Raw genomic sequence first — 4073 nt, forward strand, 5'->3', positions numbered from 1 at the left:
GCTGTGACCTCTGGCGATTTCGTGTCTGCGACAACATTCCCCTCGCCCGCCACCTTCAGCCGCACGATGGGCGAGCCGATCGCCACCGTGTCGCCGATCTCGGCGCCCAGCCACAGGATTTCGCCATCGACCGGCGATGGGATTTCGACCGTCGCCTTGTCGGTCATGACGGCGGCAAGCACAGTGTCCTCGCGCACCATGTCGCCGATCTTGACGTGCCATTCGACCAGCTCGGCCTCGGCGACACCTTCGCCGACATCGGGCAGCTTGATGATGTGTTCGCCCATCTCAGGCTCCCATGGTTTCAAGCAGGGCACGGCCGACCCGGGCGGGACCGGGGAAATAATCCCACTCCTGCGCATGCGGATAGGGCGTGTCCCAGCCGGCGACCCGCGCCACCGGCGCTTCGAGGTGATAAAAACAGTTTTCCTGCACCAGCGCCGACAGTTCGGCGCCGAAGCCGGACGTCAGCGTCGCCTCATGCACGATGACGCAGCGCCCGGTCTTTTTCACCGATGCGACGATCGTATCGAGATCAAGCGGCAGCAGCGTCCTGAGATCGATGATCTCGGCATCGATGCCGGTTTCCTCGGCCGCGGCCTGCGCGACATAGACCATGGTGCCGTAGGCGAGCACCGTGATGGCGGAACCCGGCCGGCGGATCGCCGCCTTGCCGAGCGGCACAGTGTAGTGGCCGTCGGCGACCTCGCCGAGCTCATGTTTCGACCACGGCGTCACCGGCCGGTCGTGATGGCCGTCGAACGGACCATTGTAGAGCCGCTTCGGTTCGAGGAAGATCACCGGATCGGGGTCTTCGATCGCCGCGATCAAAAGCCCCTTGGCGTCGTGCGGGTTGGACGGCACCACGGTCTTCAGCCCCGACACATGGGTGAACAATGCTTCCGGGCTCTGGCTGTGCGTCTGGCCGCCGAAGATGCCGCCGCCGGTCGGCATGCGCACCACGATCGGGCAGGTGAAGTCGCCGTTCGAGCGATAGCGCAGTCTAGCTGCTTCCTGGGTGAGCTGGTCGTAGGCCGGATACATGTAGTCGGCAAACTGAATCTCCACGCACGGCTTCAGCCCATAGGCGGCCATGCCGATGGCCGAGCCGACAATGCCGGATTCGTTGATCGGCGCATCGAAGCAGCGGCTCTTGCCGTATTTGGCCTGCAGGCCCTGCGTGCAGCGGAAGACGCCGCCGAAGAAGCCGACATCTTCGCCGAACACGACGACCTTGTCGTCGCGCCCCATCGATACATCCATGGCATCGCGAATGGCCTCGATCATGGTCCGTCTCGGCATACCTCAGACCCCCGCCTGCTGGCGTTGGCGTCTGAGATGCGGCGGCATCTCGGCGTAGAGCCCCTCGAACATGTCTCGCGTCGACGGCTTGCCGCCGGCATGCAGCGTGCCGTGGCTTTCGGCTTCCTTCTGCGCCGCGATAACCGTGTCGAGGATTTCCGCCTCGGCCTGCGCGTGCCGCTCATCCGACCAGACGCCAAGCGCGATGAGATGGTTCTTCAGCCGCACGATCGGATCGCCGAGCGGCCAGGCGTCGGATTCGGTCTTCGGCCGGTAAGCGGTCGGGTCGTCCGAGCTCGAATGCGCGCCGGCACGGTAGGTGACATATTCGACGAGCGTCGGCCCGAGATTGCCGCGCGCACGCTCCGCCGCCCATTTGGCCACCGCATGGACGGCGAGATAGTCGTTGCCGTCGACGCGCAGCGACGGGATGCCGAAGCCGAGCCCCCTTGCCGCGAACGTGCCCGAGCCGCCGCGCGCAATGCCCTGAAAGGTCGAGATCGCCCACTGGTTGTTGACCACATTGAGCACGACCGGCGCCTTGTAGGTCGAGGCGAACACCAGCGCCGAGTGGAAATCGGATTCGGCCGTCGAGCCGTCGCCGATCCAGGCGGCTGCGATGCGCGAATCGTTCGATATCGCCGAGGCCATCGCCCAGCCGACCGCCTGGATGTACTGCGTCGCCAGATTGCCGGAGATCGAGAAGAAGCCGTGCTCATTCGACGAATACATGACCGGTAATTGCCGGCCCTTCAGCGGATCCGCCTCGTTGGAATAAATCTGGTTCATCATCGTGACCATCGGATAGCCATCGGCGATGAGCAGCCCTGCCTGGCGATAGGTCGGGAAATTCATGTCGCCCGGCGCCAGCGCCTTGCGAAACGCGCAAGCCACCGCCTCTTCGCCCAGATGCTGCATGTAGAACGAGGTCTTGCCCTGCCGCTGCGCCATCTGCATGCGCGCATCGAAAGTCCGCAGCGTCATCATGTGGCGTAGGCCGGCCAGCAGCTCGTCGCTTGAAAGCAGTCCGGCCCAGGGACCGACGGCCTCGCCAGTGCGGTTCAGCACGCGGATGATCGAGAAGGCATGATCGCGGATGGTACGCGGATCGACATCGATCTCGGGGCGCGGCACCGAGCCGGCCTTCGGGATCGGCACATTGGAAAAATCGGGCGTTCCGCCCGGCCGCACTTCCGGTTCCGGAACGTGAAAACGCAACATCCCAGCATCGGCCATGACCTTTGTCCTCCAATGTTGCCTGGTGTCGATATTTGCATATCTGCGCCGCCAGGCCAGTGCGAATTCGTCGGGTAGCCTGCGGACGTCGGTCCCGGCAGCGCCGGCCGATCCAGCCTCCCACGCATCAAGATGAAGATATATCGGCGAAATTTCTTGTCGATGTTGGGCGCCGGCGCGCAATTAGACGCAAGATTGAGCCGGGTTTGCCGGCAGATAGGGTGATTGGGGAAGCGCGAAGCGTAATCTCCCTCCTTGAGGGGGAGATGTCGCCGAAGGCGACAGAGGGGGTCGCCGCGCATGGAGCGCCAACTTCTTCTTTCGGCGCATAAAATGTCGCATCCAGTCGAACCGACCCCCTCTGGCCTGCCGGCCATCTCCCCCTCGAGGGGGGAGATCCCGCTCTCCACCATTCACCCCACGCCCGCATCATGCTAACCAACCCGCCATGGCACAGAAGAAAGCTTACGAGGTCGACGGCTGGCTCGCGAAGCCGGACCAGCGCATTTCGATCGTCCTGCTTTACGGCCCCGATCGCGGCCTCGTCTCCGAGCGGGCGAAGGCGTTTGCCGGCAAGACCGGCCTGCCGCTTGACGATCCCTTCTCGGTGGTCAGGCTCGAGGGTTCGGAGGTCGACCGCGACGAGGGCCGGCTGCTCGACGAAGCCCGCACCGTGCCGATGTTTTCCGATCGGCGCCTTTTGTGGGTGCGCAATGCCAGCGGCCAGAAGGCATTGGCCGACGACGTGAAGGCGCTGACGGCGGAGCCCGCGCGCGATGCGATCATTCTCATCGAAGCCGGCGATCTCAAGAAAGGTGTCGGATTGCGCGCCATCGTCGAGGCGGCCGACAACGCCATGGCGCTGCCTTGCTATGCCGATGAAGCGCGCGACATCGACGGCGTCATCGACGCCGAACTGGGCAAGGCCGGCATGTCGATGACCATGGAGGCGAGACAGGCGCTGCGCCGCAATCTCGGCGGCGACCGGCTGGCCTCGCGCGGCGAGATCGAAAAGCTCGTGCTCTATGCCCATGGCCAGAACGAGATCGGGCTGGAGGAGGTCAAGGCGATGTCGGGCGACGTCTCCGGCGCCTCTTTCGACGACGCGGTCGACGCGCTCCTCGAAGGCAAGATCGGCGACTTCGACACTGCCTTTACCCGCCATTGCCAGTCCGGCGGCCAGCCTTTCCTGGTGCTGTCTTCGGCGATGCGGCAGTTGCAGCAGATCCAAATCATGCGCGGCCAGATGGAGTCCGGCAACCGCAACGCCGCCTCGGTCGTCGCAGCCGCTCGCCCGCCGGTGTTTTTCTCGCGCCGCAAGCTGGTCGAGAAAGCGCTGGAGCGCTGGAGCACCGACGCGCTCGGCCGCGCCCTGACCCGGCTGCAGACGGCGGTGCTACAGACACGGCGACGGCCGGACCTTGCCGTGGCGCTGGCACGGCAGGCGCTGCTGGGGATTGCGGTGGAGAGTAGCCGGTTGGCGCAGCGCGGCTAATCTCCCCCCTCGAGGGGGAGATGTCGCCGAAGGCGACAGA

4 protein-coding genes are annotated in these 4073 nt (G+C 65.0%); 1 reads left to right on the plus strand and 3 read right to left on the minus strand.

What is annotated here, in order from left to right; genetic code table 11:
• The 3 genes from EN750_RS21840 to EN750_RS21850 all read right to left on the minus strand — a co-directional run.
• The coding region (locus EN750_RS21840; RefSeq protein ID WP_348629615.1) for a biotin/lipoyl-containing protein at positions 1-287 on the minus strand (287 nt) is incomplete at its 3' end.
• Between the two features lies 1 nt (position 288).
• Positions 289-1302, minus strand: a complete 1014-nt coding sequence (locus tag EN750_RS21845; RefSeq protein ID WP_127271317.1) for an alpha-ketoacid dehydrogenase subunit beta — start codon at positions 1300-1302, stop codon at positions 289-291.
• Positions 1303-1305: 3 nt separating this feature from the next.
• Entirely contained in the window at positions 1306-2538 is a 1233-nt protein-coding gene (locus EN750_RS21850; protein ID WP_127397613.1) for a 3-methyl-2-oxobutanoate dehydrogenase (2-methylpropanoyl-transferring) subunit alpha, read from the minus strand.
• A 448-nt stretch (positions 2539-2986) separates the two neighbouring features.
• Between EN750_RS21850 and holA the strand changes: the two genes are divergently transcribed.
• Positions 2987-4033 carry a DNA polymerase III subunit delta gene (holA, locus tag EN750_RS21855; RefSeq protein WP_127397614.1) on the plus strand — a complete coding sequence of 349 codons (1047 nt, stop codon included), beginning with the start codon at positions 2987-2989 and terminating at the stop codon, positions 4031-4033.
• Positions 4034-4073 lie beyond the last annotated feature (40 nt).

Source organism: Mesorhizobium sp. M7A.F.Ca.ET.027.03.2.1 (genome assembly GCF_003999175.1).
In the GTDB taxonomy this organism is placed as follows: Bacteria; Pseudomonadota; Alphaproteobacteria; order Rhizobiales; family Rhizobiaceae; genus Mesorhizobium.